The following is a 25495-nucleotide window of genomic DNA, read 5'->3' as shown; positions in this document are numbered from 1 at the left end:
GGAAACCTTCGTGAAGTTCTTCACAAGGAATTCCCTCCCGTGGGGCTCCGGAAGGGGGCGCATTGGCCCTTTCGGGGGTTCAAGGCTTGTTTGAACGTGTTCAGATGGAGGGCGCGAGAGGGTCCCGGAGAGGTGGTGTTCCGGGGTGTCACGGCACCCTCACGGCCGGCCCGCCGACCCGGAGAGGCAGCTCACGCGGCCTTGACAACGGGGCGAAGCGCCCCGCGGCACCCGCTTACCCCCCTGGTCCGCGCCAAGCGAGCCGCGGAGTTTAACACAGGCCCTGTCAGACCTTGTGAAGGGGCGCACGAGCGACCCCCCGGGGGCGGGTGGATACTCGATGGCATGAGCACCACGGAGCGTCCCAGGATCCTCGTAGTAGGCGGTGGGTACGTAGGCCTGTACGCAGCTCGGCGCATCCTCAAGAAGATGCGCTACGGCGAGGCGACCGTCACGGTCGTCGACCCCCGGTCGTACATGACCTACCAGCCCTTCCTCCCCGAAGCCGCCGCCGGCAGCATCTCCCCTCGCCACGTCGTCGTCCCGCTGCGACGCGTGCTGCCGAAGGCGGAGGTGCTCACCGGTCGGGTCACCACCATCGACCAGGACCGCAAGGTCGCCACGATCGCCCCGCTGGTGGGCGAGGCGTACGAGCTGCCCTTCGACTACCTGGTCATCGCCATGGGCGCGGTCTCCCGCACCTTCCCGATCCCCGGCCTCGCCGAGCAGGGCATCGGCATGAAGGGCATCGAGGAGTCCATCGGCCTGCGCAACCACGTGCTGGAGCAGCTGGACAAGGCCGACTCGACCAACGACGAGGAGATCCGCCGCAAGGCGCTCACCTTCGTCTTCGTCGGCGGTGGCTTCGCGGGCGCGGAGACCATCGGCGAGGTCGAGGACATGGCCCGGGACGCGGCCAAGTACTACAAGAACGTGTCCCGCGAGGACATGCGCTTCATCCTCGTCGACGCCGCCGACAAGATCCTCCCCGAGGTCGGCCCCAAGCTCGGCCAGTACGGCAAGGAGCACCTGGAGAGCCGGGGCGTGGAGATCTACCTCTCCACCTCCATGGACTCCTGCGTCGACGGCCACGTGGTGCTCAAGAACGGCCTGGAGGTCGACGCCAACACCATCGTGTGGACGGCCGGCGTCAAGCCGAACCCGGCCCTCTCCCGCTTCGGCCTCCCGCTCGGTCCGCGCGGTCACGTCGACTGCGAGCCCACGCTCCAGGTCAAGGGCACGGACTACATCTGGGCCGCCGGCGACAACGCGCAGGTCCCGGACGTCGCCGCCCGCAAGGCCGGCGTGGAGAACGCCTGGTGCCCGCCGAACGCCCAGCACGCGCTGCGCCAGGCCAAGGTCCTCGGCGACAACGTGGTCTCCGGCATGCGGGGCTTCCCGCAGAAGGAGTACGAGCACGCCAACAAGGGCGCGGTCGCCGGTCTCGGCCTGCACAAGGGCGTGGCGATGATCGTCATGGGCAAGATGAAGATCAAGCTCAAGGGCCGCCTCGCCTGGTACATGCACCGTGGCTACCACGGTCTGGCGATGCCGACCTGGAACCGCAAGATCCGCGTCTTCGCCGACTGGACGCTCGGCATGTTCCTCAAGCGCGAGGTCGTCTCCCTCGGCGCCATGGAGAACCCGCGCGAGGAGTTCTACGAGGCCGCCAAGCCGGCGCCGGTCGCCGCCGCGAGCAAGACCGAGGAGAAGGCCAAGGCCTCCTGACCTCGGGGCACCGACAGATCCACCGGTCGCTGACAGACCGTCCGGTCACCGACGGACCCTCCTGTGGGTGACCGACCCGGAAGACCTCCTGCCATCCGTGGTGCGGGAGGTCTTCCGGCGTTTCCGGGCACCCATCTGCATGGTTTCTACAACCGTTTTGCCCAGTCGTAACTCCTTTGCGGGACTGCGCCGAGGCCGTCGCGGTGTTTACGTGGTATCCGGCATCCGGGATCGTCGTCTTGGAGGTGTGCGCCATGGCCGACGCCGCGTCGCGGCTGAGGAGTCTTGCCGAGCAGATGCTGGGAGCCCCGCTCCCGGTGCGTCTGAAGGCCTGGGACGGGTCGCAGGCCGGCCCGCCGGACGCGCCGACGCTGGTCGTGCGCAACCGTCGCGCCCTGCGCCGCATGCTGTTCAAACCGGGCGAACTGGGCCTCGCCCGCGCCTGGGTCTCCGGCGACCTGGAGATCGAGGGCGACCTGTACACCACGCTCGACGCCATGGCGGGTCTCGTCTGGGAGCGCGGGGAGGACGCCCGCAGCCTCGCCCAGGCCCTCCGCGACCCCGGTGTCCGGGCCGCCGCCCGCGAGCTGCTGAAACTGGCCGGCCCGCCGATCCCGCCCGCCCCGCCGCGCGAGGAGGTCCGCAGACCCCGCCGGCACCTGCACACCCGCCGCACCGACAAGCGGGCCATCAGCCACCACTACGACGTCGGGAACGACTTCTACGAGATCGTCCTCGGTCCCTCCATGGTGTACTCCTGCGCCTACTGGGAGGACGCCGGAACGCTGGAGTCCGCCCAGCGCGACAAGCTGGAACTGGTCTGCGCCAAGCTGGGCCTGAAGGAGGGTCAGCGGCTGCTGGACGTCGGCTGCGGCTGGGGCTCCATGGCCATCCACGCGGCCCGCGAGCACGGCGTGAGCGTCGTCGGCGTCACGCTGTCCCAGGAGCAGGCGGCGTACGCCCGCAAGCGCGTCGCCGACGAGGGGCTGACCGACCGGGTGGAGATCAGGGTCCAGGACTACCGGGACGTCGTGGACGGCCCCTTCGACGCGATCTCCTCCATCGGCATGGCCGAACACGTCGGCGCAGAGAGGTACCTGGAGTACGCCCGCCAGCTGTACGCCCTGCTCAAGCCCGGCGGCCGGCTGCTCAACCACCAGATCGCCCGCCGCCCGCAGCGGGACGAGTCGACGTACGAGGTGGACGAGTTCATCGACGCCTACGTCTTCCCCGACGGCGAACTCGCCCCCGTCGGCAGCACCGTCACCCAGCTGGAGCGGGCCGGATTCGAGGTCCGGGACGTGGAGTCCATCCGCGAGCACTACGCCCGCACCCTGCGCCGGTGGGTCGCCAACCTGGAGGCCGACTGGGACCGGGCCGTCCGCCTCACCAGCCCCGGCCGCGCCCGCGTCTGGCGGCTGTACATGGCCGCCTCCGCGCTCGCCTTCGAACGCAACCGCATCGGCGTCAACCAGGTCCTCGCGGTCCGCACCCCCGAGTCCGGCGCCTCCGGACTCCCGCTGCGGGCCCGCACCTGGCACGGCTGACGGCGGCACGGCGCGAGGGCGCCCCTTCCCGAGGGGCCCCCTCGCGCCGTCGTACGGCGGTCTACTCGGCCGTGATGGCCGTCAGCATGTTCAGCCGGGCCGCGCGCCGGGCCGGCCACAGCGCGGCCAGCACACCGACCACGCCCGCCAGGAGCAGGAACACCGCCATCCGGCCCCACGGCAGCACCAGTTCGTACGTCGGCATCTTCGTGCCCAGCAGTTCGCCGGCCGCCCAGCCGAAGAACACGCCCAGGCCGATGCCCAGCACCCCGCCGAACAGGGAGATCACCAGGGACTCCAGGCGGACCATCCGCTTGACCGCCGAGCGGTCCAGGCCGATCGCGCGGAGCATGCCGATCTCCTGGGCGCGTTCGAAGACGGACATGGCCAGCGTGTTGATGACGCCGAGCACCGCGACGATCACCGCCATGCCGAGCAGGCCGTAGACCATGTTCAGCATCAGCGTGAACATCTGAGCGATGTCGTCGGAGATGTCCTGCTTGTCCTGGACCCTGATCGCCGGGTTGGAGCCGAGGACCTTCTCCAGCCTGTCCTTGGCCGCGCCGGACGCGCCGTCCGCCGTCTTCACCATGACCTGCATGTCGGCCGGGTCGGACAGGTGCGGGGTGAGGACCTTGTTGTCGAGGATGATCCCGTTGAGCATGTCGTTGCCCTCGTAGACCCCCGCGACCGTCAGCCGCTGCGCCTTGCCGTCCTCGAAGTGCGCGGTGAAGCGCGAACCGGCCTTCCAGCCGTACTCCTTGGCCCGGTCCTCGTCCACGACGACGCGCGTGCCGCCCACGGTGAACGACCCGTCGGTCACTTTCAGGTCCGTCAGCTCGCCGATGGTCGCGCCGTCGACGCCGGTCAGGTACTCGGTGCCGCCGTCGACGCGGGACTCGCCGTTGCGCAGCGGGCTGCTCGCGGTGACGCCGTCGGCGGAGGCGATCTTCTTCTCCACGTCGGGGGAGAGCGGGCCGCGGTTGGCCATGGAGACGACGTAGTCGGCGCGGATCGCCGAGCTGGCCATCTTGTCGATGGACGTCTGCAGGCTGCCCGCCATCACCGTCATGCCGGTGATCAGCGTCAGACCGATCATCAGCGCGGAGGCGGTGGCCGCGGTACGGCGCGGGTTGCGCACCGAGTTCTGCCGGGCCAGCTTGCCCGACACCCCGAAGGCGCGCAGCACCGGCGCGGCGGCGGCGATCAGCGGGCGGGACAGCAGCGGGGTCAGGACGAACACGCCGATGATCAGCAGCACGGCGCCGATGCCCATCGCGCCCTGGCCGGTGTCGGCGTTCATCCTCGTGGCCGCGAGGACCACGGCGACGCCGGCCGCCGCGAACAGGGAGCCCAGCGTGTTGCGCAGCACCAGCGACTTGGCGGTGGCCTTGGCGTGCACGCTGCCCATCGCCGCCACCGGCGGGATCTTCGCGGCCCGCCGGCCGGGCAGCCAGGCGGCCAGCATGGTGATGAGGATGCCGACCGCGAGGGCGGTAACCACCGTGCCGGGGCTGATCACCAGCGGACCGTCGGGCATGTTCGCGCCGAACGAGCCGAGCAGGGAGCGCAGGCCCGCGCCGATGCCGACACCGGCGGCCAGACCGGCCACACCGGCGACCGCGCCGACGGCGAACGCCTCGATGAGCACCGAGCGGGTGACCTGGCGGCGGGAGGCGCCGACCGCCCGCAGCAGGGCCAGTTCCCGGGTGCGCTGGGCGACCAGCATGGTGAAGGTGTTGGCGATGATGAACGTGCCCACGAAGAGGGCGATTCCGGCGAACACCAGCAGGCCCTGCTTCAGGCTGCTCATGGACGAGGAGATGGCCTCCGCCTGGTCGTCGGCGAGCTGCTTGCCGGTGGTGGTCTCCACCAGCTTCGCGGGCAGGGCCTTGTCCAGCTCGGCCTTGAGCGCGGTCTGGCTGGTGCCGGCCGCGGCCTGCACGTCGATCTCGTCGTACGTGCCCTTCTTGCCGAACAGCGTCTGCGCGGTCGCCGTGTCGAACAGGGTGAGGCTGCCGCCCGCGGCGACGTTGCCGTCGTCCGTGGTGAAGATGCCGCTGACGGTGGGGGTGAGGACCGGGCCGTCGACGGACAGCCGCACGGTGTCGCCGACCCGGTAGCCGGCCCGCTCGGCGGTCGCGGAGTCGATCGCCACCTCGTGGCTGTTGCGCGGGGCATGGCCGCTGACCAGCGGGTAGCGGGGATCCTTCGTGCCCCAGTAGTTGCCGCCGGCGGACTGCCAGTCGCCGCCGACGAGCTTGCCGTCCTTGCCGGCGAGGGCGGTGAAGCCGGTGACGACACCGGTGGCGGAGGCGGCCCCGGGGACCTCGGCGGCCTTGTCGAGCAGGGCCCGGGTCAGCTCCGGCGTCCTGCCGACCCGGTTGCCCTTGGAGTGCTGGTACTCGGGCCGTACGGCGACGTCGACCCGGTCGAAGCCCTTGGCGGAGCTCTTCTGGTAGGCGTCGGAGACGGTGTTGGTGAAGACCAGCGTCCCGGAGACGAACGCCACGCCGAGCATGACGGCGAGCACGGTCATCAGGAGCCGGGCCTTGTGCGCGAGGACGTTGCGCAGGGCGGTGCGGAACATCAGCTGGTACGGCCCTTCGCGTCGAACTGCTTCATCGTGTCGAGGACGGAGTCGGCCGTCGGGCCGTACATCTCGTCGACGATCCGCCCGTCGGCCAGGAAGATCACCCGGTCCGCGTAGGCCGCGGCCACCGGGTCGTGCGTGACCATGACGACGGTCTGGCCCAGCTCGCGCACGGAGTTGCGCAGGAAGCCGAGGACTTCGGCGCCGGAGCGCGAGTCCAGGTTCCCGGTCGGCTCGTCGCCGAAGATGATCTCGGGCCGGGAGGCGAGGGCGCGGGCGACGGCGACGCGCTGCTGCTGGCCGCCGGACAGCTGGGAGGGCCGGTGGCTGAGCCGTCCGGACAGCCCCACCATCTCGATGACCCGGTCCAGCCACGCCTTGTCCGGCTTCCGCCCGGCGATGTCCATCGGGAGGGTGATGTTCTCCAGGGCGGTCAGGGTGGGCAGCAGGTTGAACGCCTGGAAGATGAAGCCGATCTTGTCCCGGCGCAACTTGGTGAGCTGCTTGTCCTTCAGGGATCCCAGCTCGGTGTCCCCGATGCGCACGGAGCCGGAGGAGAAGGTGTCCAGCCCGGCCACGCAGTGCATCAGGGTGGACTTGCCGGAGCCCGACGGCCCCATGATCGCGGTGAACTCGGCGGCCCGGAAGTCGACGGAGACCCGGTCCAGGGCGACCACCCGGGTCTCACCCTGTCCGTAGATCTTCGACAGCTCCGTGGCGCGCGCGGCCACGGCGGTGGTCCGGCCGGCGGTGGGTGTGGTGGTCACGGAAGGGCGCTCCTGTCGGTACGGCGTCTGTTCGATGGGGACCGGTCCATCGTCCCGGCGGCAAGCGCGCGTGTAGTCAGTCGCTGTTCCGGTTCCCAAGGGCGACTCGGGTCGGACGCAGCGGTCCGCCGTCATACCTGGGGAGGACGGGCGACCCTGACTCCGTCCGTGTCGGGAGCCTTGCCGGGGACCGTGTCGAGAACAGGTGGAACACCCTCGTTCGGACGGTGAAATTCCGTCATTTCGCGTGCGGACGTACAGCCGTCACGTCAGGCTATTGGCAAGTGCGGATGGCGCGTTCCGCGGGCTGATGCACCCTCAGACGTCAATAAAATAAGACAACATCGGTCCACCCTTCCGCTGTTCGGGGGATGGGTCCCGATAGGCTCGAACCTCGCAAGCGGAGCCCATGGCCTGCCCGGATGGTGGAATGCAGACACGGCGAGCTTAAACCTCGCTGCCCCTTCGCGGGCGTGCCGGTTCAAGTCCGGCTCCGGGCACCTTCCGCCGTCGGTTTCCCCCTGTGACCCGCTGGACCCACGTGTCACCGCGCGACCGTTGACAGCCGGCCCCGTGCGGCCGGAGACTCACGCCCATGGAGAAGTGAAGGAAACTTCACCAGGCGAACCGTGGGTGGAGCCGGCGGCGAGGAAGGGACGGTCGATGCGTACCACCGTGGGGATCATCGGAGCGGGGCCGGCCGGGCTGCTGCTCGCCCGGTTGCTGCACCGTGCCGGGATCGCGTCGGTCGTCCTGGAGAGCCGGGACCGGGCCTACGTCGAGCAGCGCCAGCGGGCCGGGATCCTGGAGCAGGGGACCGTCGACGTGCTGCGCGCCGCCGGGGCCGGGGAGCGGATGGACCGGGAGGGGCTGCGGCACGACGGCATCGAGCTGCGGTTCGACCGGCGCCGGCACCGCGTCGACTTCCCCGCGCTCACCGGCGGGCGGTCCGTGACCGTCTACGCCCAGACCGAGGTCTGCAAGGACCTCATCGCGCTCCAGCTGAAGGAGGGCGGGCCGCTGCTCTTCGAGGCCGAGGCGCTGGCCGTGGAGGGAGCCGGGAGCGACCGGCCGCGGATCCCCTTCCGGCACCAGGGGCGCGAGGACGTGCTGGAGTGCGACTACGTCGTCGGCTGCGACGGGTTCTGGGGGGTGTCCCGCCAGGCCTTCCCGGCCGGGACCTCCCGGGTGTTCGAGCGGTCGTACCCCTACGCCTGGCTCGGTGTCCTCGCCGACGTCCCGCCCTCGCACGACGAACTCGTCTACGCCCGCCACGAGCGCGGGTTCGCCCTGCTGTCCATGCGGTCACCGGCCGTCTCGCGGCTCTACCTCCAGGTGCCCGCCGGGACGGACGCCGGGGCGTGGAGCGACGAGGAGATCTGGGACGAGCTGGAGCGGCGGTTCGAGACGGACGACGGCTGGCGGCTGGAGCGCGGGCCCCTCACCCAGAAGTCGGTCACCCCCATGCGCTCCTTCGTGCACGAGCCGATGCGGCACGGCCGGCTCTTCCTCGCCGGCGACGCCGCCCACATCGTGCCGCCGACCGGCGCCAAGGGGCTGAACCTCGCCGTCGGCGACGTCGTCACGCTCGCCCGGGCCCTCGTCCGGGAGAAGGAGACCGGCTCACCGGACCTCCTCGACGCCTACTCGGCGACCTGCCTGCGCCGTATCTGGCAGGCCGAGCGGTTCTCCTACGACATGACGACCCTGCTGCACCGCGCCCCGGACGCCACCGCCTTCGACGTGCGGCTCCAGCGGGCCCGGCTGGAGCGGATCGCCTCCTCCCGGGCGGCCGAGACCGATCTGGCCGAGGCGTACACGGGCCTTCCGCTCGGTTAGCCGTCCGTCCATGGCCGGGAATCAGACGCCCGCGTAGCGTGTTGGGCAGCACGGCAGGGGAAAGATCCTCCTCAGGTATCATGGTCGATCCTTTGCCAATCCATTACTCTTGAGCCAAGGCTGCGCTCGGCAGCCATGGAGGAGTGAAATGAGGAGCAGCAACCCGGTCTTCTCGCGACGGGGGTTCAGCCGCGACAACGGCTACGCCGGCTTCAACACCGCACCGCAGGCCGGGTACGCACAGGGCAACCCGTACGCGCAGAACCCCTACGCGCAGAACCCCTACGCACAGCAGGGCGTCGGCGCCCCGCCCCAGGCCCCGGCCACCACCGACCGGATGACCATGGACGACGTCGTCGTCCGCTCGGCCGTCACGCTCGGCACGGTCGCCGTCGGCGCCGTCCTCGCCTGGACCCTGCTGCCCGTCTCGGGCACCAGCTACGGCCTGGCCATCGGCTCCGCGCTGATCGCCTTCGTGCTGGCGATGGTCCAGAGCTTCAAGCGCACCCCGTCCCCGGCGCTGATCCTCGGGTACGCGGCCTTCGAGGGCGTCTTCCTCGGCGTCCTCAGCGAGATGTACAACAGCCGCTGGAGCGGCGCGCCCTTCCAGGCCGTGCTCGGCACGATGGCCGTCGCGGCCGCGACCCTGCTCGTCTACAAGGCCGGCTGGATCCGCGTCACCGCACGCTACGCCCGCATCGGCCTCGCCATCGCGATGGCGTTCCTGGTGGTCATGGCGGTCAACCTGCTGCTGGTCGCCTTCGGTGTCGCGGAGGACGGCGGACTGCGCAGCTTCGGCCCGCTCGGCGCGCTCGTCGGCATCATCGCGATCGTGCTCGGCGCGTTCTTCCTGACGCTCGACTTCAAGCAGATCGAGGACGGCATCGCCTACGGCGCCCCGCGCAACGAGGCCTGGCTCGCCGCGTTCGGCCTCACCCTGACCCTGGTGTGGATCTACGTGGAGATGCTGCGGCTGGTGGCGATCTTCAGCAACAACGACTAGCGGCGACGCCGGTCAGCGGCAGGGCCCCGGGCGATCCGCCCGGGGCCCTGTGCCGTTCAGAGCAGCTTGCGCGCCGCCCTCCTCAGGTCGTACTCGTGCACGATCGCCTTCGCGTGGCCGTACGCCAGGTCGTACTCGTGCCGGAGCCAGCTGACCTTCTCCTCGAAGCGGAAGAGTGCCGGGCCTTCTTCGACGGTGCGCAGCCAGTCGGAGACCTCACGACCGGTGCAGTGCGGGATGCGGGCGAGCAGATTGCGGTGGGTCTCCTCGGAGAAGACGTGGGACATCGGCGCCTCCGAACGCAAAGGGGATGTAAGCCGGTCCTTCACGTCACCGTGCCTGAGCGTTCGCCTATTGGCAACAGTGCGGGGCGTTACGCTCGGCGGGTGGTTGATACGACGCCCTTGACCCAAGCAGTGGATCACTTCGCCGACCGGTTGCGGGCGGCCCCGCAGAGCCGGCTCCAACGGAGCGCCGCAGCGGAGGCCTTGGCCCTGGCCCGCGAGCTGTCCCGGCGCGCCCAGCTGTTGGAGGAGCCGGGGCGCGAGCCCCGGGAGATGCCGGACGCGGGGATGTTCGCCGCGGCCGATCAGATCCTGGTGGCCGCGCATGACCTCGCTGTCGCGGTACGGAGCGAGGATCAGGTCGCGGAGGCCGTGCGGCTGGTGGAGGAGGCGCGGAAGCGGGCGGGGGTCTGACGACGGCCGTCGGCGCGACGCGATCAGAACGACGCGATCACCCTGTCGGCCAGGATGTACACCGTCTCCTCGCCGCAGGCGAACGTCAGCGTGTAGGCGCCGGAGATGCCCGAGCCGCCCAGGAGGTACGGGGTCTCGCCGGCCTCCAGGGCCCTCGCCAGGCGTTCCGCCGTCTCGCGGTGGCCCGGGGTCATGCACAGGGTGGTGCCGTCGGCGAAGACGTAGACGTCGAGCGTGCCGAGCGGACCGGGGCGGACGTCGGAGAGTCCGACGCGCTCGGCGGTCAGCTCCTCCAGCGTGCTGACGGTGCGTTCGTGGTCGTTCACGGCGGGCGACTGCCCCGGGACGAAGTCGGGGTGCGAGGGGTGGCGGCGGCGGGCCGCGGCCAGCTCCGGGGACTCCCCGGCGAACTCGTCGGCGTCGGCGCCCGGCTCGGCCACCGGCTCCAGCGGCTCCAGGCCGGCGAAGTCCGCCTGGCGGGGCAGGAACAGGTCGGCGTCGGGCAGGCCGTACAGAGGCGAGTCGGAGGCGTCACGGGCCTCCTGCGCCGCCCAGAAGGCGCGCGCCTCGGCCAGCTCGCGCTCCCGCTCCTCGGCGAGCGCCTCGGCCACGGCCGCGCGTATCTGGTCGGCGTCGGCGGTGGAACGGGCGTTCGGCAGCAGGGCGCGTGTCGTGGCCGCCTGGCCGTCGGTGAGCTGCCGCTGGAGCTCGGTGAGCTGGCGGCGCAGCTTCAGCACGGTGCGCAGGACGGCGACGCCCACGGCGCCGGTGGCTGCCGTGGTGAGCAGCAGAGCGATCGGCATGGCGCTCACTGACATACTCCCGGTTCAAAGTCGACCCCCGACTTCCTACATCAGCTTGAAGGGTGGACTAACCAGCTGTCAGTGCGTAACGTCACGAAACGGACAGGACTTTGGGTTCGCTGTTTCGTCGTGCGCCCTGTCGACCCGCCCTGACCTGCACCGATGTGCCGGTCGAGCGAGATAGGTCACATCCTGGGGGAGATTGGGTCACGAAAAGGCCCAGAACCATGCTGTTTCCTGGGTTCTGGGCCCTTCTGCGACGTAACGTACGTGGCCCGCTACGGACGGTGGGTCAGCTGAGGCGCTCGATGACCATCGCCATGCCCTGGCCGCCGCCGACGCACATCGTCTCCAGGCCGAACTGCTTGTCGTGCCACTGCAGCGAGTTGATGAGCGTGCCGGTGATGCGGGCGCCGGTCATGCCGAAGGGGTGGCCGACGGCGATGGCGCCGCCGTTGACGTTCAGCTTGTCGAGGTCGATGCCGAGGTCCCGGTACGACGGGATCACCTGGGCGGCGAAGGCCTCGTTGATCTCGACCAGGTCGATGTCGTCGATGGTCAGGCCGGCGCGCTGGAGCGCCTGCTTGCTCGCCTCCACCGGACCGAGGCCCATGATCTCCGGGGAGAGGCCGGAGACACCGGTGGACACGATCCGGGCGAGCGGGGTCAGGCCCAGGTCGCGGGCCTTGGTGTCGGACATGATGACGAGCGCGGCGGCGCCGTCGTTCAGCGGGCAGCAGTTGCCGGCGGTGACGAGACCGTCGGGGCGGAAGACCGGCTTCAGGCCCTGCACGGCCTCCAGGGTGACGCCGGCGCGCGGGCCGTCGTCCTTGCTGACCACCGTGCCGTCGGGGAGGGTCACCGGGGTGATCTCGCGCTCCCAGAAGCCGTTCTTGATGGCTTCCTCGGCGAGGTTCTGCGAGCGGACGCCGAACTCGTCCATCTCCTGGCGGGTGACGCCCTTCCAGCGGGCCAGGTTCTCGGCGGTCTGGCCCATGGCGATGTAGGGGTCGGGCAGCAGGCCGTCCTCGCGCGGGTCGTGCCAGGTCGTGCCCTCCTGTTGGGCGACGGACGCGGTGCGGGCCTCGGCCTCGGCGAACAGCGGGTTGTGCGTGTCCGGCAGGCCGTCGGAGCTGCCCTTGCGGTAGCTGGAGACCATCTCGACACCGGCCGAGATGAAGACGTCGCCCTCGCCGGCCTTGATGGCGTGCAGCGCCATGCGGGAGGTCTGCAGGGAGGAGGAGCAGTAGCGGGTGATCGTGCAGCCCGGCAGGTGGTCCATGCCCATCTGCACGGCGACGATCCTGCCGAGGTTGTGGCCCTGCTCGCCGCCGGGGAGGCCGCATCCGAGCATCAGGTCGTCGATGTCCTTGGGGTCCAGCTCGGGGATCTTGGCGAGCGCCGCCTGGATGATGGTGGCGGTGAGGTCGTCGGGGCGCAGGTCCTTCAGGGAGCCCTTGTTCGCGCGGCCGATGGGGGAGCGGGCGGTCGAGACGATCACGGCTTCGGGCATCACGGCTCCAGTGGCGGATTTGTTCGGGCAGGGCAGGTGGGAAGTTACCCGTACGTATGGGCCAGGTCACCGGTGTCGCGGTGTGACACTGACCGCAATTGTCTAAGCGCTTGCTTGGCCGCCTGGAGAGGTCACAGCGAGGGGGTCGCCGGCTCGGCCTCCGGTACGCGGCGCCGGCGCCTCCGCTTGAGCAGGGCCCACGGCCCTCGCGGACCGGTGGGCATGGCCGCCGTCACCTCCGTGCCGGCCTCCGACGCGGCCTCGGCCGCCGCGCGGGCCACCGGCAGGAAACCCTCGCGGCGCGACACGTCCGGCCGCTCCTCCTCCGCCGGCCACAGGCCCAGCGCCGCGCACACCGTGGGCAGGACGGCCATGGCCGCGGTCGCGTAGCCCTCGGCCGACGGGTGGTAGTTGTCCGGCCCGAACAGCTCGCGCGGATTCGCCTCGAACTCGGGACCGAGCAGGTCGCCCAGCGACACCGTGCGCCCGCCCTGCTCCACCACCCCGATCGTCTGGGCCGCCGCCAGCTGCCGGGACGCCCGCCGGGCCAGCCAGCGCAGCGGCTGCTGCACCGGCTCGATCGTGCCGAGGTCCGGACAGGTGCCGACCACCACCTCGGCGCCGGCCGTGCGCAGCCGTCGTACCGCCGCCGACAGGTGCCGAACCGAGCGGGTCGGGTGCATCCGGTGGGTCACGTCGTTCGCGCCGACCATGATCACGCAGATGTCCGGGACGGGCGTGGGCGCGGACAGCACCAGCGCGACCTGGCGGTCCAGGTCGTCGGACCGGGCCCCGGGCACCGCCACGTTCCGCAGCTCCACCGGGCGTTCCGCCACCGCCGCCAGCCCCGAGGCCAGCAGCGCCCCCGGGGTCTGGCCCGCGCGGTGCACGCCCTGCCCCGCCGCCGTGGAGTCGCCGAGCATGGTCAGGCGCAGCGGAGGTTCGCCGGGGATGTCGTACGCGTGCCCGTACACGCCGTCGGCCACCGGCACCCGCCCGCCGCTGCCGTTGCCCACATGGCGCCGCGCCAGCCGCACCTCCGCCAGCACCAGACCGACGACGGCCGCGCCGATGAGCCCGACCCCGCCCCCGCCGTACGCCGCCCCGGCCGCGATGCGCCGGGCCACCCGTGCCCTCGACATCCTCGTCATGCGTCGCCGCCACCTCCTCGTAGCCGTATCCACTCCTTGCCCCGTACGGACCGTGCGCCAATCTCGACGGGCAGTGAACGACCGCTCGCGCCACGCGGCTGGCCTTAGGCTGGCGGCACCACTACGAACAGTTCTTTTGCAGCGACCGGAGACAACGGTGCGATACCACGACTCGATGATCAGCCTCGTCGGCAACACCCCGCTGGTGCGGCTCAACAACGTGACCAAGGGCATCCAGGCGACCGTCCTGGCCAAGGTGGAGTACTTCAACCCGGGCGGTTCCGTGAAGGACCGCATCGCCCTGCGCATGATCGAGGCCGCGGAGCAGAGCGGGGAGCTGAAGCCGGGCGGCACGATCGTCGAGCCGACCAGTGGCAACACCGGCGTGGGACTCGCCATCGTGGCCCAGCAGAAGGGCTACAAGTGCATCTTCGTGTGCCCGGACAAGGTGAGCACCGACAAGATCAACGTGCTGCGCGCGTACGGCGCCGAGGTCGTCGTGTGCCCGACCGCCGTGGCCCCGGAGCACCCGGACTCGTACTACAACGTCTCCGACCGGCTGGTGCGCGAGACGCCCGGCGCCTGGAAGCCCGACCAGTACTCCAACCCCAACAACCCGCTCTCGCACTATCACTCGACCGGCCCCGAGCTGTGGGAGCAGACCGAGGGGAAGATCACCCACTTCGTGGCGGGCGTCGGCACCGGCGGCACCATCTCCGGCACCGGCCGCTACCTGAAGGAGGCCAGCCAGGGCAAGGTCAAGGTCATCGGCGCCGACCCCGAGGGCTCCGTGTACTCGGGCGGCTCCGGGCGGCCGTACCTGGTCGAGGGCGTCGGTGAGGACTTCTGGCCGACCGCCTACGACCGCACCGTCGCGGACGAGATCGTCGCCGTCTCCGACAAGGACTCCTTCCAGATGACCCGCCGGCTGGCCAAGGAGGAGGGCCTGCTGGTGGGCGGCTCCTGCGGCATGGCCGTCGTGGCCGCGCTGAAGGTCGCCGAGCGGCTCGGCCCGGACGACGTCGTGGTCGTCCTGCTGCCCGACAGCGGCCGCGGCTACCTCAGCAAGATCTTCAACGACGAGTGGATGGCCGACTACGGCTTCCTGGAGGACGAGGGCCCCAGCGCCCGCGTCGGTGACGTCCTGAGCCACAAGGCGGGCGGCTCCATCCCGTCCCTGGTGCACATGCACCCGGAGGAGACCGTCGGCCAGGCCATCGAGGTGCTGCGCGAGTACGGCGTCTCGCAGATGCCCGTCGTCAAGCCGGGCGCCGGCCACCCGGACGTGATGGCCGCCGAGGTCGTCGGCTCGGTCGTGGAACGGGAGCTGCTCGACGCGCTGTTCAGCAAGCGGGCCTCGCTGGAGGACCCGCTGGAGAAGCACATGTGCGCCCCGCTGCCCCAGGTCGGCTCCGGCGAGCCGGTCGGCGACCTGATGCAGGTGCTGGGGGCGGCGGACGCCGCGATCGTGCTGGTCGAGGGCAAGCCGACCGGTGTGGTCAGCCGGCAGGACCTGCTGGCCTTCCTGGCCAAGGGCGGCACCAAGTAGCCCTGTTGTGCGAGGGGCGGGGTTCGCGGAAGTGGTACGAGCGTGTCACGTTCGCGCAGCACCCGCTTAACACGGGTCCGGCACAGTAGGGGATGTCGACGGGGAGGGAGCGGCTCCTCTCCCCGGTCGGCGCCGAACGGCGCCAAGGACCTCCGGAGCGGCTCCCGGACCTCCATGGACGCCACGGACGCGTAGGCCCGGCCCTGACCCGGCGCGCGTCCCTCGCGGGGACCGCCGTCGTCCCGCCCCCCGGAAACGGGGGTGCGGCGGTCCCCGCGCACACCTTCCCGCCCGAACGCGCGCCCCCTGCGCGGACGCGGTCGCTCCCCGTCGCGGTTCCTCAGTCGCCGGCCGCGGCCGTCGTCGCGTTCCAGCTCCCCAGCATGGCCAGCCGCTCCGCCGTCTCCGAGCCCGGCTCCGGCGTGTACACCACGATCGTCTGTTCCGGGGCCGACGGGATCGTCAGGGTCTCGTACGGCAGGGTCAGCACGCCCGCGACCGGATGCCGCACCTTCTTCACGCCGAACGCGCACTCGCGGACCTCGTGGTCCGTCCACAGCCGGCGGAAGTCCTCGCTCTTCAGGATCAGTTCGCCGACCAGCGCGCACAGGCCGGGGTCGTCGGCGTACCGGCCCGCCAGCAGCCGCAGCTGGGCCACCGTCTGCGCGGCCACCGCCGTCCACTCCGGGTACAGCTCCCGGGAGGCGGGGTCGAGGAAGACCAGCCGGGGGACGTTCCGCTCGGCCGGTGCGAGGCGGCTGAATCCGTTGACCGCGTCGCCGAGCGCGTTCCAGGCGAGCACGTCCATGCGGGGGCCCAGCACGAACGCCGGGCTGCGCTCCATGCCGTCGAGGAGGATCTGCACGCCGGGCCGGACGCGGGGCGCACCGGCGGGCTTGCGCCGCTGCCGGCGGGGGCGCGCGACCGTGCGCAGGTACGCGTGCTCGGTCTCGTCCAGCCGCAGCACCCGCGCGATCGCGTCCAGCACGGCGTCGCTGACGCTGGTGCCCCGGCCCTGCTCCAGCCGGATGTAGTAGTCGACGCTCACTCCCGCGAGCTGGGCCACCTCCTCCCGGCGCAGGCCGGGCACCCGGCGCCGCCCGTGCGCGGGCAGCCCGACCTCCTCCGGCCGGATGCGGGCGCGGCGCGAGCGCAGGAAGTCGCCCACCTCTGCTTCGTTCCAGTCCCCGTCCATACGCCGATCGTAGGGGAGCGGTGGCCGTCCATCCTGGTACTGGCAGACCCAGGAAAACCGCATCCCTGGGTACGGCGGCCGGCGGCGACGAGAGTGGTGCCGACCGCCGGGGAGCCGCCCCGGCGGGCCAGCAACGAGGGAGCACCCATGTCGTACGAGAACCTGTCCGGCCGTACCGCCGTGGTCACCGGAGCCGCCAGCGGCATCGGCGAGGCGGTCGCCCTGCACCTGGCCGCCGAGGGGGCGCGGGTGGCGCTGCTCGCCCGGCGCGCGGACCGGCTGGAGGCGCTGGTGGAGAAGATCCGGGCGGCGGGCGGCGAGGCGCTCGCGGTGACCGCCGACGTCACCGACGACGCGTCCGTGGAGGCCGCCCGGGACCGGGTCCACGAGGCGTTCGGCGCCGTCGACCTCGTCGTCAACAACGCCGGTGTCATGCTGCCGAACCCCGTCGAGGAGGGCCGGCTCGACGAGTGGCAGCGGATGCTCGACACCAACGTCACCGGTGTGCTGCGGATCATCCGCGCCTTCAGCGCCGACCTGCTGGCCGCCGCGGCCGAGGGGCGCACCGCCGACCTGGTGAACGTCTCCTCCATCGGCGCCCACGTCACCTTCCCGAACTACGCGGTGTACGGGGCGACCAAGGCGGCCGTCACCTACCTGTCGCAGAGCCTGCGCGGCGAGCTGGGGCCGCGGGACGTCCGGGTCACCAACATCGAGCCGGGGCTGACGGAGACCGAGCTGGCGTCGCACATCGGCAGCGCGGAGCTGTCCGGGCAGCTGGACGCGATGTTCGGGGCGCTCGGGGGGCTCTCCGCGGCGGAGGTCGCCGACGTCGTCGCCTACGCCACCAGCCGCCCCCGGCACGTCAACCTGCGCCAGATCATGGTCCTGCCGACCCGGCAGGCGTGACCCCGCCGAACCCGGCACCCGCCCCGACGGCCCCGCGCCCTCGACGACCCCCCGCGCCGGTCACCGTCCCGCGCCGGGCGGTCGCCGAGGTCCCGCCGGTCGCCTGTTCCGCGCCGGGCGGTCGCTGCGGTCGCGCCGGTCGCCTGTTCCGCGCCGGGCGGTCGCTGCGGTCCCGTCGGTCGCCTGTTCCGCGCCGGGCGGTCGCCGCGGTCCCGTCGGTCGCCTGTTCCGCGCAGGGCCGTCGCACAGTCCTGGGGGCCACTTACCCCGCGCCGGGCGGTCGCTGCCGTCTTGCCGGTGGCTCGTTCCGCGCAGGGCCGTCGCACGGTGCTGGGGGTTACTTGCTCTGCGCAGGGCGGTCGCTGCCGTCTTGCCGGTGGCTCGTTCCGCGCAGGGCCGTCGCACTGTGCTGGGGGTTACGCGCTCTGCGCGGGGCTGTCGCTGCCGTCCTGCCGGTGGCTCGTTCCGCGCAGGGCCGTCGCCGTCGGCCCGGTGGTCACTCGCTCCGTGCCGGGTCGTCGTCGTCGCGTCGGCGGCCGAGGAGGTCGGGGTTGAGCCGTACGGCCTGCACCGCGTTGACGCCCACGATGCCGAGCCAGGTGACCACCATCCCGGACAGCCCGGCCACCGCGCCCGCGATGGCGGACAGCGGGATCGCCAGGACCAGCGTGATCAGGGCGAAGCCGTACCGCTCGCCCCAGGAGTCGGCCGGCCTCGGCCGCCGGGTCTCGCGGGCCGTCGCCATCTGCCGCTCCGCCAGCCGACGCCGCACCCGGCGGTCCACCGCGTCGTCGATCCGCTGCTCGACCTTCTCCAGGAAGGACTCCACCAGCGCGGAGTCGTAGTCGTCGCCCAGTTCCCTGCGGGCGCGCACGGTCGCGTCGAGGTCCTTCCGGAGGTTCGGGTCCGTCCTGAGGCCGGCGTCCCGGGGGTCGAGTGTGCTCATGCCGGTGAGCCTAGGGAGCGGCCGGCTCGACGGCACTGGGGCTAGCCCCCTTTCGGAGCCGAGCCATGCGCTCTTCCCGCGCCGGGCTGTATAACTGTATACAGCGACACGCTGCCTGAATAGGTGGTCCGTGTTCGTCCATGCCTCGGCGCTGTACTCTCCCGGGGCGTCGAGGAATCCGGAGGGGGAGTACGTGATGAGCGGGACCGACAGCCCTGCCAACCGCCTGCAGGCGCTCTTCGAGGGCCACCGGCTCACGCCGACCCAGCGCCGCATCGCGCACAGCATGGTGCGCCGGGCCGCCGACGTGCCCTTCCTGTCCAGCGTGGAGCTGGCCGAACTGGCCGGGGTCAGCCAGCCGTCGGTGACCCGGTTCGCGGTCGCCCTCGGCTTCGACGGCTATCCCGCCCTGCGCAAGCACCTGCGCGAGGTCGTCCCGGCCGAACCGGCCGCCGAGGTCTCCGCCTACAACGAGTACCAGCAGGCCGTCGAGGCCGAGATCGAGAACCTGAGGCACCTCGCCGAACTGCTCGCCGACCCGCGCCCGGTGCAGCGGGCCGGCCGGATCCTCGCCGCCTCCCGCCCGCTGCCGGTGCTCGGCCTGCGCGCCGCCGCCTCCCAGGCGTACGGCTTCGCCTACTTCGCCGCCAAGGTCCACCCGGACGTCCGGCTGCTCAACGAGGGCGGCACCATGATCCACGACCGCATCGACGCCGCCGTCCGCGCGGGCGCCACCGCCCTGCTGTGCTTCGCGCTGCCCCGCCACCCCCGCGAGGTCGTGGACACCCTCGCCTACGCCAAGGACGCCGGCCTGACCGTGGTCACCGTCGCCGACTCCGCGTTCGCGCCGGTCGCCAAGCACTCCGACCTGCTGCTGCCCGCCGCCGTCGGCACCGGACTCGCCTTCGACACCGCGTGCGCGCCGATGCTGCTCGGCCGGGTGCTGCTGGAGGCGCTCTGCGACGACCTGCCGGACGCCCAGGCCCGCCTGGAGGAGTTCGACGCGAAGGCGGCGGCCCGCGGCCTGTTCGTCGAATGACCGGGCCCGGGCACTCTCAGATTCGTCTCAGGTTCTGCTATTAGCTTCCCTGCGAGGCACATGCGCTGTGGACACGTGACACGGGAGGCTGACGTGGCGCGCGGAGGACGCGGAGGACAGGGACTGGCTCGGGTGGCCGTCGTCGTACGGGCGGGGGCCGCACCGCTGTGGTGGCTCGGCGTGGTCGCCGCGGGGATCGGGGCCGTGCCGGAGGGAGTGACCGGCCGCCGGATCGGCGTGCTGGCCGGGGCGGCGCTCTTTCTGATCGGCGCGGCCGTCGTGGCACTCGTCCGACGGGGCCGGTACGGCGCCCTCGCCCGCGAGGCGGCCCGCGCGGGCAAGTACGACGTCCTGCAGGACCGGGCGGTGACCGTGCGCGCCTGGCGCCGGGGCCACCGCTGGTGGCTGCTGCTGGGCTGGGCGCTCGCGCTCGGCTCCGCCTTCGCCGTGCCCGCGGCCGGCGGCATGCTGCTGGCCGGGCTCGGCACCGGGCTGCGCCTGAAGGCGGCGTGGCTCGGACGGCTGGAGCGCGCCCGGGAGACGCTGCTGTGGGTGCGCGTCGACTGGCTCGACCGGCGCGGCGGACGCCCGGCGGGCAAGGCCGTGAAGGCCCTGCGCGCCACGGGTGTCGCGGCCGGCGACGCGGCCCCGGGCGGGGCCCGCCGCCGTACCGCCGCACTGGCCTGACCGCCCGTCAGACCTCCAGTTCCTCCTCGATCCGCTTCAGCTGGTGCCGGGCCATCGCCAGGTTGGCCCGGCTGGAGTCGAGGACCAGGTACAGGAACAGGCCGTTGCCGCCGCGACTGCTGAGCAGGCGGATCAGGTGGTACTGGTCGGACAGGGTGATGAGGATGTCCTCGATGCCCGCCTTGAGGCCGAGCATCTCCATCGTGCGCATCTTGGCGCGGATGACGTCGGTGTTGCCGGCTGCGGCCACGTTCAGGTCGAAGCTCTTGCTGCCGCCCATCGTGCCCAGCGCCATCCCGCTGGTGTAGTCGACGAGCGCGACACCGGTGGCGCCCTCTATGGAGGTGAGGGCTTCCTTCAGCGCGGTCTCGGTGTTGGCCATGGTGGTCCTTTCAGCTGTCGGTTGCGGTGCGCGCCTCGGCGGCCGTGGTGCGGGGCGCGCGGGAAGTGCGGGTCCGTGCGGGGGTGGTCCTCGGGAGCGGGCGTGCGGCCTCGGCGGCGTCCAGCAGCTCCCCGATGCGGGCGCCGGCCCGGCGGCCCTCCAGGTGCAGCCGGCCGACGTTGACCCGGTCCTCGGCGAGCAGGGTCAGGACGGCGGTGCGGCCGGCCGCGTAGGTGGCGATGTAGCCGCGCTCGCCGCGCACCAGCAGTTCCCGGAAGCCGCCGTGCCCGGTGGCGTCGGTGACCCGCACGGCGACGCCGAGCGCGGCGGCGGTGAGCGCGGACAGGCCCTCCGGGTCGACCCCGGGGGTGTCGTGGGCGACGACGAGGCCGTCGACGCCGGCCGCGAGGGCGCCGGTGAGCTGCGGTACGCGGGTGCGCAGCCGGACCAGCTCGTCCAGGACGGTCCGCAGGTCCTCTTCGGCCACCATCAGGTCTCTCCTCTCGGCGGGGCGGTGCCGTTCAAAGCGCCTCCAGCGCATCCCTGAGCCTCTTCAGCAGCGCGATGTCGGGGTCGGTGGTGACCTGGGCGAGCGGGAGTGGGGGCGGCGGGGCGGGGGGTGCCGTGGGCAGGGGTGCGATCTGCCCGGCCGCCGTGAGCCGGCGCACGTCGACCAGCGTGTGGAACGCCTGCCGGCCCAGGTTCCGGGCGATGTCGGCGGCCGTGCGGACGCCGTCCACGCGGTCCAGCACGGCCCGCTGCCGGGGTGTCACCGGGGTGGCGGGGGCGGCCCGGCGGGCCGGCGGGGTGGGCCCGGCCGGGTCCGCGCGGATCAGCGGTGCGGTGTCGGCGGCCGGGTCGGGCCACAGCCGGTGCAGCAGCAGCCGGCGGCGCAATGTCTCGCGTTCCAGCGCGACCACCGGGACGGAGGGCAGCGGGCCCAGCCGGGGGGTGGAGTCGTACCGGAACCGTCCCGGGGTGCTGCTCGGCGCCAGCGCGAAGTACCCGGCGTCGTACAGCGCGTCCAGATGGCACAGCTCCAGCGCGCCCGTGGGTAACACCCCGGAGCGCAGGAGGAGTTCGGCCGCGGGCAGGGCGCCCGTGGTGCGGGCCGCCGCCTGCTGCCAGGCGGTGGCCGCGAGGGTGCCGTGGGCCGTGAGGAGCACGTCGAGGCCAGGGGCCAGGGGGCTCTCGGCGTGCACCACCCGGCCCTCGGCGAGGTGCAGGACGCCGTGTTCGCGGACCAGGACGCCGGTGGCCCGCTCCTCGGCGAGCCGGGTGAGCATCGGGGACAGGGCGCGCCCGGCCTCCTTGTCCCGGACCGGGAGGGCCGGCGGCGGGGTGCTGACCACGGTCATCCCAGCACCAGCCGGGCGGCCATCTCACCGAGCCGGATCCGGGCGAGCGCCAGGTTGCCCTCCTCGCGGCCGAGCCACAGGTGCAGGAACACGCTGCTGTCGAAGGACGTGTCCACGAAGCGCAGCAGGTGGTAGCTGTCCCCGTTGCTGATGATCACGTCCTCCACCGGGGGCAGGTCCTCGCCGCCCGCCGCGAAGGTGCCGTGCTCCGCGGCCATCCGGGCCAGTTCGGCGGCCTCGGCCGCGGTCGTCTCGTGGTCGCCGCCGGGCGCCTCACCGACCGCGCCGAGGGCCAGACCGCTCGTCCAGTCCACCAGCGCGGCCCCCCGGGCACCGGGCAACCGCATCGCTTCCAGCAAGCACTCGTCGATTCCGGGCACCGTGGCTCCCCTCCCGCCTGGGACTCCGGCTGAGTGACGCCGACACTACGCAACGTGTGTGCGGGAGGTGGAGCCTTTGGCATTTTCCGTTGGAACATGCGTCGGGCGTACTAGTGTGGGTCAACTTGGCCGCGGTGCGCGGGAGTTGATCATCGAGGGGCGGCGGGTGCGCCGGTCGCGCCCGGGAGGCCGGTCAGCGCGGAGGCGTGCGCCCCTCCCGACTCCGCCACCACCTCCTCGACGGTCTGCGGCTCCCGTACGGTCGCGAAGGCGACGCCCTCCTCGCCGTCCGGCGCGTAGCCGTAGATGCCCGGCCGGGCGAGGGAGTTGTAGGCGTAGTGGTGGGCGAAGTAGTACGCGCCCGTGTCCAGCGCCGCCGCGTAGTCACCCTGCTCCAGCAGGGGCAGCGCGCGCCCCTCGGCGAGCAGGTCGCCCGAGAAGCAGGCCGGGCCGGCCACGTCCTGCACCACCTCCGGCCCCGCCTTCGGCCGCCCCGCGGCGTCGTACGCGGCGATCCGCAGCGGCCAGGCCCCCGGCACGTACACCGTCCGCGTCGCCACCTGCACGCCCGCGTGCGTCACCGCGATCCGGCGCCCGCCCGCGCTCTTGGCGTACTCCACCCGGGCCACCACCGTCCCGTGCTTGGCCAGCAGCGACCGCCCGAACTCGGTCACCAGCCCGTACCGCCCGTCGAACAGTCCCGGCACCTGCTCGGCCAGCAGCCGCGCGTACCGGGCGTACGACGGCGTCGTCTCCTCCGACGCGAGGTTCACCGGCAGCCCGCCGCCGATGTCGACCGTGTCGACCTGCCGCCGCCCGGCGACCGCGTTGATCTCCTCCGCGAGCGCGTACACCTCCGCCGCACCCCGCGCCAGCAGCGGCAGCGGGATGCCCTGCGAGCCGGTGTGCGCGTGCAGCCGGGTCAGCCACGGCCGCTGCGCGTACGCCCGGACGACCCAGTCGCGCGCCCCCTCGTCGCGCAGCGCCACCCCGAACTTCGAGGTCCGCGTCGCCGTGGAGGTCGCCCCGATGGTGCCGCCGCCGATCTGCGGGTTGACCCGGAGCCCGAGCGGGGAGCGGGTGGGCGTGTCGCGCACCAGGGCGTCGAGCCGGTGCAGCTCCTGCGGGTTGTCCGCGTTGACCGCGACGCCCAGGGCCAGCGCCTCGCGCAGCTCCGCCGGGGTCTTCGCCGGCGAGTCCAGTACCGTCCGGGCGGGCGGCACCCCGGCCGCCCGGGCCAGCGCCAGCTCGCCGGGGCTCGCCACCTCCGCGCCGATGCCCGCCTCGTGCAGCAGCCGCACCACCGGCACCAGCGGCGTCGCCTTCACCGCGAAAGCGTGCAGCACCGGTGTGCCGGGCGGCACGACCGCGTCGAACGCCGCCCGCAGCGCCGCCGCGGACTCCCGGATGCCGACGACGTCCAGCAGGCCCACCACGGCGGCGTCCGGGCCCAGCAGTCCCCGCTCGACGGCCGCCCGCACGGCCCGGTCCCGCCGCGCCGCCCGTCCCCGGGCCTCGCTCCCGACGTCCTCGGCGTCCTCGGCCGTCTCGATCTCCGCCACGGCTTCTCCGTCCTGTCTCGGCTACCGGTGCTTCCAGCCAAACACCCGCCACGCGCGGACGGGGCCGTCCCCGTGTATTGACTAGCTCTATTCAGGAAGACAGGATGTGAATAGACGTAGGCACAGGAGGAGGCAGACGATGTCGGGACCCCGCCCCGTACGAGCACCGCGCGGCACGGAACTGAGCGCCCTGGGATGGCAGCAGGAAGCCGCCCTGCGCATGCTGCAGAACAACCTCGACCCCGAGGTCGCCGAGCACCCCGACAAGCTCGTCGTCTACGGCGGCACCGGCAAGGCCGCCCGCGACTGGCGCTCCTTCGACGCCATGGTCCGCACCCTGAAGACCCTCAAGCAGGACGAGACCATGCTGGTCCAGTCCGGCCGCCCGGTCGGCGTGATGCAGACCCACGAGTGGGCGCCGCGCGTCCTCATCGCCAACTCCAACCTGGTCGGCGACTGGGCCAACTGGGAGGAGTTCCGCCGCCTGGAGGCCCTCGGCCTGACCATGTACGGCCAGATGACCGCCGGCTCCTGGATCTACATCGGCACCCAGGGCATCCTCCAGGGCACCTACGAGACCTTCGCCGCCGTCGCCGCGAAGAAGTTCGGCGGCACCCTGGCCGGCACCATCACCCTGACCGCCGGCCTCGGCGGCATGGGCGGCGCCCAGCCGCTCGCCGTGACCATGAACGACGGCGTCGCGATCTGCGTCGACTGCGACCCGCGGGCCATCGAGCGCCGCATCGCGCACCGGTACCTCGACGTCAAGGCCGACTCCCTGGACCACGCGCTCCAGCTGGCCGTGGAGGCCCGCGACGCGCGCCGCCCGCTGTCCATCGGCGTCCTCGGCAACGCGGCCGAACTGGTCCCCCAGCTCCTCGCGATGAACGCCCCCGTCGACATCGTCACCGACCAGACCTCCGCCCACGACCCGCTGTCCTACCTCCCGGTGGGCGTGGCCTTCGAGGACATGGCCTCCGAGGCCGCCAAGGACCCGGCCGGCTTCACCACCCGCGCCCGCGAGTCCATGGCGCAGCACGTGGAGGCCATGGTCGGCTTCATGGACGCCGGCGCCGAGGTCTTCGACTACGGCAACTCCATCCGGGGCGAGGCCCAGCTCGCCGGCTACGACCGGGCGTTCGCCTTCCCCGGCTTCGTCCCCGCCTACATCCGCCCGCTGTTCTGCGAGGGCAAGGGCCCCTTCCGCTGGGCGGCCCTGTCCGGCGACCCGGCCGACATCGCCAAGACCGACAAGGCGATCCTGGAGCTGTTCCCCGAGAACGAGTCCCTCGCCCGGTGGATCAAGATGGCCGGCGAGCGGGTCCACTTCCAGGGCCTGCCCGCGCGCATCTGCTGGCTCGGCTACGGCGAGCGGGACAAGGCCGGCGAGCGGTTCAACGACATGGTGGCGAGCGGTGAGCTGGCCGCGCCGCTGGCCATCGGCCGCGACCACCTCGACTGCGGCTCCGTCGCCTCGCCGTACCGGGAGACCGAGGCCATGCTCGACGGGTCCGACGCGATCGCCGACTGGCCGCTGCTGAACGCCATGGTCAACGTGGCCTCGGGCGCCTCCTGGGTGTCCATCCACCACGGCGGCGGCGTCGGCATGGGGCGGTCCATCCACGCCGGACAGGTCACCGTGGCCGACGGGACCAAGCTGGGCGGCGAGAAGATCCGGCGCGTTCTCACCAACGACCCCGGGATGGGCGTCATCCGGCACGTGGACGCGGGCTACGACATCGCGGAGTCGGTCGCGGCCGAGCGGGGGGTCCGGGTGCCCATGCGTGAGGGTGACGAGGCGTGACCCAGGCCCAGGAGCCGCAGCCGGGCGGGGGCAGCTCCTTCC

General features: G+C 72.3%; 23 protein-coding genes and 1 tRNA gene. 11 read left to right on the top strand and 13 right to left on the bottom strand.

Annotation, left to right across the window (positions count from 1 at the left end; genetic code table 11):
* Nucleotides 1-345: 345 nt before the first annotated feature.
* The gene (locus ABZV94_RS05765) at nucleotides 346-1728 is read left to right on the top strand and encodes an NAD(P)/FAD-dependent oxidoreductase (protein WP_356337551.1); all 1383 of its coding nucleotides are present in this window, start codon (nucleotides 346-348) and stop codon (nucleotides 1726-1728) included.
* 254 nt (nucleotides 1729-1982) lie between these two features.
* Complete coding sequence (locus ABZV94_RS05760; protein WP_356337549.1) at nucleotides 1983-3275, top strand: cyclopropane-fatty-acyl-phospholipid synthase family protein; 1293 nt, start codon at nucleotides 1983-1985, stop codon at nucleotides 3273-3275.
* Nucleotides 3276-3336: 61 nt separating this feature from the next.
* On the opposite strand, the gene ABZV94_RS05755 is transcribed toward ABZV94_RS05760, so the two are convergent.
* Together ABZV94_RS05755 and ABZV94_RS05750 are read right to left on the bottom strand one after the other, a co-directional pair.
* Nucleotides 3337-5865: an ABC transporter permease gene (locus ABZV94_RS05755; protein WP_356337547.1), complete on the bottom strand. Its 2529-nt coding sequence runs from the start codon at nucleotides 5863-5865 to the stop codon at nucleotides 3337-3339.
* Nucleotides 5865-6635 carry an ABC transporter ATP-binding protein gene (locus ABZV94_RS05750; RefSeq protein WP_356337546.1) on the bottom strand — a complete coding sequence of 257 codons (771 nt, stop codon included), beginning with the start codon at nucleotides 6633-6635 and terminating at the stop codon, nucleotides 5865-5867. The genes ABZV94_RS05755 and ABZV94_RS05750 overlap by 1 nt, the downstream gene beginning before the upstream one ends.
* A 416-nt stretch (nucleotides 6636-7051) precedes the next feature.
* Between ABZV94_RS05750 and ABZV94_RS05745 the strand changes: the two genes are divergently transcribed.
* The 3 genes from ABZV94_RS05745 to ABZV94_RS05735 all read left to right on the top strand — a co-directional run bounded on the left by ABZV94_RS05745 (nucleotide 7052) and on the right by ABZV94_RS05735 (nucleotide 9477).
* Nucleotides 7052-7135 (top strand) — tRNA-Leu (locus ABZV94_RS05745).
* A 163-nt stretch (nucleotides 7136-7298) separates the two neighbouring features.
* Nucleotides 7299-8474 carry a 4-hydroxybenzoate 3-monooxygenase gene (locus tag ABZV94_RS05740; RefSeq protein WP_356337544.1) on the top strand — a complete coding sequence of 392 codons (1176 nt, stop codon included), beginning with the start codon at nucleotides 7299-7301 and terminating at the stop codon, nucleotides 8472-8474.
* A 148-nt stretch (nucleotides 8475-8622) separates the two neighbouring features.
* Nucleotides 8623-9477, top strand: a complete 855-nt coding sequence (locus ABZV94_RS05735; RefSeq protein ID WP_356337541.1) for a Bax inhibitor-1/YccA family protein — start codon at nucleotides 8623-8625, stop codon at nucleotides 9475-9477.
* A gap of 56 nt (nucleotides 9478-9533) precedes the next feature.
* Here the strand turns inward: ABZV94_RS05735 and ABZV94_RS05730 are convergent, their stop codons facing one another.
* Nucleotides 9534-9764: a DUF4287 domain-containing protein gene (locus ABZV94_RS05730; protein ID WP_030653267.1), complete on the bottom strand. Its 231-nt coding sequence runs from the start codon at nucleotides 9762-9764 to the stop codon at nucleotides 9534-9536.
* A gap of 99 nt (nucleotides 9765-9863) precedes the next feature.
* Here ABZV94_RS05730 and ABZV94_RS05725 point away from each other — a divergent pair, with 99 nt between their 5' ends.
* Nucleotides 9864-10175, top strand: a complete 312-nt coding sequence (locus ABZV94_RS05725) for a hypothetical protein (protein WP_356337539.1) — start codon at nucleotides 9864-9866, stop codon at nucleotides 10173-10175.
* A 23-nt stretch (nucleotides 10176-10198) separates the two neighbouring features.
* Here the strand turns inward: ABZV94_RS05725 and ABZV94_RS05720 are convergent, their stop codons facing one another.
* From ABZV94_RS05720 to ABZV94_RS05710, 3 genes are all read right to left on the bottom strand, one after another.
* On the bottom strand, nucleotides 10199-10987 hold the full coding sequence (locus ABZV94_RS05720) for a hypothetical protein (RefSeq protein ID WP_356337537.1): 789 nt from the start codon (nucleotides 10985-10987) through the stop codon (nucleotides 10199-10201).
* 283 nt (nucleotides 10988-11270) lie between these two features.
* Nucleotides 11271-12491, bottom strand: a complete 1221-nt coding sequence (locus ABZV94_RS05715; protein WP_356337536.1) for an acetyl-CoA C-acetyltransferase — start codon at nucleotides 12489-12491, stop codon at nucleotides 11271-11273.
* A gap of 131 nt (nucleotides 12492-12622) precedes the next feature.
* Complete coding sequence (locus ABZV94_RS05710; protein WP_356337534.1) at nucleotides 12623-13642, bottom strand: SGNH/GDSL hydrolase family protein; 1020 nt, start codon at nucleotides 13640-13642, stop codon at nucleotides 12623-12625.
* A gap of 157 nt (nucleotides 13643-13799) precedes the next feature.
* Between ABZV94_RS05710 and ABZV94_RS05705 the strand changes: the two genes are divergently transcribed.
* Nucleotides 13800-15191, top strand: coding sequence for a cystathionine beta-synthase (locus tag ABZV94_RS05705; protein ID WP_356337532.1), 1392 nt, complete (start codon nucleotides 13800-13802; stop codon nucleotides 15189-15191).
* Between the two features lie 340 nt (nucleotides 15192-15531).
* On the opposite strand, the gene ABZV94_RS05700 is transcribed toward ABZV94_RS05705, so the two are convergent.
* Complete coding sequence (locus ABZV94_RS05700; protein ID WP_356337530.1) at nucleotides 15532-16386, bottom strand: helix-turn-helix transcriptional regulator; 855 nt, start codon at nucleotides 16384-16386, stop codon at nucleotides 15532-15534.
* A 147-nt stretch (nucleotides 16387-16533) separates the two neighbouring features.
* Here ABZV94_RS05700 and ABZV94_RS05695 point away from each other — a divergent pair, with 147 nt between their 5' ends.
* Nucleotides 16534-17295 carry an SDR family oxidoreductase gene (locus ABZV94_RS05695; RefSeq protein ID WP_356337528.1) on the top strand — a complete coding sequence of 254 codons (762 nt, stop codon included), beginning with the start codon at nucleotides 16534-16536 and terminating at the stop codon, nucleotides 17293-17295.
* Between the two features lie 496 nt (nucleotides 17296-17791).
* Here ABZV94_RS05695 and ABZV94_RS05690 read toward each other — a convergent pair whose 3' ends face one another.
* Nucleotides 17792-18241: a hypothetical protein gene (locus ABZV94_RS05690; protein WP_356337526.1), complete on the bottom strand. Its 450-nt coding sequence runs from the start codon at nucleotides 18239-18241 to the stop codon at nucleotides 17792-17794.
* Between the two features lie 196 nt (nucleotides 18242-18437).
* Between ABZV94_RS05690 and ABZV94_RS05685 the strand changes: the two genes are divergently transcribed.
* Together ABZV94_RS05685 and ABZV94_RS05680 are read left to right on the top strand one after the other, a co-directional pair.
* On the top strand, nucleotides 18438-19280 hold the full coding sequence (locus tag ABZV94_RS05685) for a MurR/RpiR family transcriptional regulator (protein ID WP_356337524.1): 843 nt from the start codon (nucleotides 18438-18440) through the stop codon (nucleotides 19278-19280).
* Between the two features lie 132 nt (nucleotides 19281-19412).
* The gene (locus ABZV94_RS05680; protein ID WP_356337522.1) at nucleotides 19413-19967 is read left to right on the top strand and encodes a hypothetical protein; all 555 of its coding nucleotides are present in this window, start codon (nucleotides 19413-19415) and stop codon (nucleotides 19965-19967) included.
* Between the two features lie 7 nt (nucleotides 19968-19974).
* Here ABZV94_RS05680 and ABZV94_RS05675 read toward each other — a convergent pair whose 3' ends face one another.
* From ABZV94_RS05675 to ABZV94_RS05655, 5 genes are all read right to left on the bottom strand, one after another.
* Complete coding sequence (locus ABZV94_RS05675; RefSeq protein WP_030341435.1) at nucleotides 19975-20349, bottom strand: hypothetical protein; 375 nt, start codon at nucleotides 20347-20349, stop codon at nucleotides 19975-19977.
* A 10-nt stretch (nucleotides 20350-20359) separates the two neighbouring features.
* Nucleotides 20360-20839: a roadblock/LC7 domain-containing protein gene (locus ABZV94_RS05670; protein WP_356337519.1), complete on the bottom strand. Its 480-nt coding sequence runs from the start codon at nucleotides 20837-20839 to the stop codon at nucleotides 20360-20362.
* Nucleotides 20840-20870: 31 nt separating this feature from the next.
* Entirely contained in the window at nucleotides 20871-21707 is an 837-nt protein-coding gene (locus tag ABZV94_RS05665; protein ID WP_356337517.1) for a transcriptional regulator, read from the bottom strand.
* The gene (locus tag ABZV94_RS05660) at nucleotides 21704-22087 is read right to left on the bottom strand and encodes a hypothetical protein (protein WP_356337514.1); all 384 of its coding nucleotides are present in this window, start codon (nucleotides 22085-22087) and stop codon (nucleotides 21704-21706) included. Before ABZV94_RS05660 ends, ABZV94_RS05665 begins: the two co-directional genes overlap by 4 nt.
* Nucleotides 22088-22236: 149 nt before the next feature.
* Nucleotides 22237-23649, bottom strand: coding sequence for a diaminopimelate decarboxylase (locus tag ABZV94_RS05655; protein ID WP_356337512.1), 1413 nt, complete (start codon nucleotides 23647-23649; stop codon nucleotides 22237-22239).
* A gap of 139 nt (nucleotides 23650-23788) precedes the next feature.
* On the opposite strand from ABZV94_RS05655, the gene hutU reads away from it, so the two are divergent.
* Nucleotides 23789-25453, top strand: a complete 1665-nt coding sequence (hutU, locus tag ABZV94_RS05650; RefSeq protein WP_356337510.1) for a urocanate hydratase — start codon at nucleotides 23789-23791, stop codon at nucleotides 25451-25453.
* The last annotated feature ends 42 nt before the right edge of the window (nucleotides 25454-25495 follow it).

The sequence above is a fragment of the Streptomyces sp. NPDC004658 genome, assembly GCF_040609555.1.
In the GTDB taxonomy this organism is placed as follows: Bacteria; Actinomycetota; Actinomycetes; order Streptomycetales; family Streptomycetaceae; genus Streptomyces.
Note: the sequence above shows the minus strand (reverse complement) of the source record. Positions and strands in the feature narration are given on the sequence as shown.

What these genes read in the sequence shown, in the direction of transcription:
- ABZV94_RS05665 (WP_356337517.1), bottom strand. Translation starts at nt 21,707, where the DNA reads ATGACCGTGGTCAGCACCCCGCCGCCGGCCCTCCCGGTCCGGGACAAG.
- ABZV94_RS05715 (WP_356337536.1), bottom strand. Translation starts at nt 12,491, where the DNA reads ATGCCCGAAGCCGTGATCGTCTCGACCGCCCGCTCCCCCATCGGCCGC.
- ABZV94_RS05690 (WP_356337526.1), bottom strand. Translation starts at nt 18,241, where the DNA reads ATGAGCACACTCGACCCCCGGGACGCCGGCCTCAGGACGGACCCGAAC.
- ABZV94_RS05755 (WP_356337547.1), bottom strand. Translation starts at nt 5,865, where the DNA reads ATGTTCCGCACCGCCCTGCGCAACGTCCTCGCGCACAAGGCCCGGCTC.
- ABZV94_RS05670 (WP_356337519.1), bottom strand. Translation starts at nt 20,839, where the DNA reads ATGGTGGCCGAAGAGGACCTGCGGACCGTCCTGGACGAGCTGGTCCGG.
- ABZV94_RS05700 (WP_356337530.1), bottom strand. Translation starts at nt 16,386, where the DNA reads ATGGACGGGGACTGGAACGAAGCAGAGGTGGGCGACTTCCTGCGCTCG.
- ABZV94_RS05710 (WP_356337534.1), bottom strand. Translation starts at nt 13,642, where the DNA reads ATGACGAGGATGTCGAGGGCACGGGTGGCCCGGCGCATCGCGGCCGGG.
- ABZV94_RS05765 (WP_356337551.1), top strand. Translation starts at nt 346, where the DNA reads ATGAGCACCACGGAGCGTCCCAGGATCCTCGTAGTAGGCGGTGGGTAC.
- ABZV94_RS05735 (WP_356337541.1), top strand. Translation starts at nt 8,623, where the DNA reads ATGAGGAGCAGCAACCCGGTCTTCTCGCGACGGGGGTTCAGCCGCGAC.
- ABZV94_RS05675 (WP_030341435.1), bottom strand. Translation starts at nt 20,349, where the DNA reads ATGGCCAACACCGAGACCGCGCTGAAGGAAGCCCTCACCTCCATAGAG.
- ABZV94_RS05695 (WP_356337528.1), top strand. Translation starts at nt 16,534, where the DNA reads ATGTCGTACGAGAACCTGTCCGGCCGTACCGCCGTGGTCACCGGAGCC.
- ABZV94_RS05685 (WP_356337524.1), top strand. Translation starts at nt 18,438, where the DNA reads ATGAGCGGGACCGACAGCCCTGCCAACCGCCTGCAGGCGCTCTTCGAG.
- hutU (WP_356337510.1), top strand. Translation starts at nt 23,789, where the DNA reads ATGTCGGGACCCCGCCCCGTACGAGCACCGCGCGGCACGGAACTGAGC.
- ABZV94_RS05760 (WP_356337549.1), top strand. Translation starts at nt 1,983, where the DNA reads ATGGCCGACGCCGCGTCGCGGCTGAGGAGTCTTGCCGAGCAGATGCTG.
- ABZV94_RS05740 (WP_356337544.1), top strand. Translation starts at nt 7,299, where the DNA reads ATGCGTACCACCGTGGGGATCATCGGAGCGGGGCCGGCCGGGCTGCTG.
- ABZV94_RS05730 (WP_030653267.1), bottom strand. Translation starts at nt 9,764, where the DNA reads ATGTCCCACGTCTTCTCCGAGGAGACCCACCGCAATCTGCTCGCCCGC.